The organism is Oleiphilus sp. HI0125, from assembly GCF_001635355.1.
Window position 1 is genome coordinate 1 of sequence record NZ_LWGF01000049.1, and the last position, 644, is coordinate 644.

The window sequence follows — 644 nt, forward strand, 5'->3', positions numbered from 1 at the left end:
AAGGTGCTGTGACTGGTAAACGTGACTTCTTACGAGGTCTTAAAGAGAACGTTGTTGTTGGTCGTCTTATCCCAGCTGGTACTGGTTTGGCATACCATGCTGAACGTAAGGCTAAGAAGACTAAAGGTTCTGGTTTAGAAGACGGCTTAGGTGTTTCTGCACAAGATGTTGGTATACGTCTTGCACTTCGTTTGTAATGTACTTAGCAAGCTCAACAACACCTAGAAGACGCAAAATGTCGTGTGGATTTGATNGGCCATCAGAGATCACCTCACCCTTCTCTACACTTTCACCTTCAAACACGTTCATTTGACGATGCTTTGGAATCAATGCTTCATAAGCATCAGATCCGTCTTTAGGTGTTATAACAAGACGCTTCTTACCCTTGGTCTCTTTACCAAAGCTAACCACACCTGAAATCTCAGCAAGAATCGACGATTCTTTTGGCTTACGCGCTTCGAACAAGTCTGCTACGCGCGGTAGACCACCCGTGATGTCACGCGTCTTCGATGATTCCTGAGGAATACGAGCAATGATCTCACCTTGTGTTACTTGATCACCGTCACGCAAAGTCAAACTTGCATTCGCTGGCAAGAACACCTGGAATGGGGTTTCAGTCCCGTCAAGGAATACTGGATTTCCTT

At 45.4% G+C, this 644-nt stretch carries 1 protein-coding gene and 1 pseudogene; one reads left to right on the forward strand and one right to left on the reverse strand.

The window, feature by feature from the left end:
* Positions 1-197 (forward strand): hypothetical protein (locus A3762_RS28100; protein ID WP_231878686.1); only part of this gene is annotated, 197 nt, incomplete at its 5' end.
* Here the strand turns inward: A3762_RS28100 and A3762_RS00885 are convergent.
* A pseudogene (locus tag A3762_RS00885) lies at positions 124-644 on the reverse strand (DNA-directed RNA polymerase subunit beta'); the annotation flags it as partial. The gene A3762_RS28100 and the pseudogene A3762_RS00885 overlap by 74 nt on opposite strands.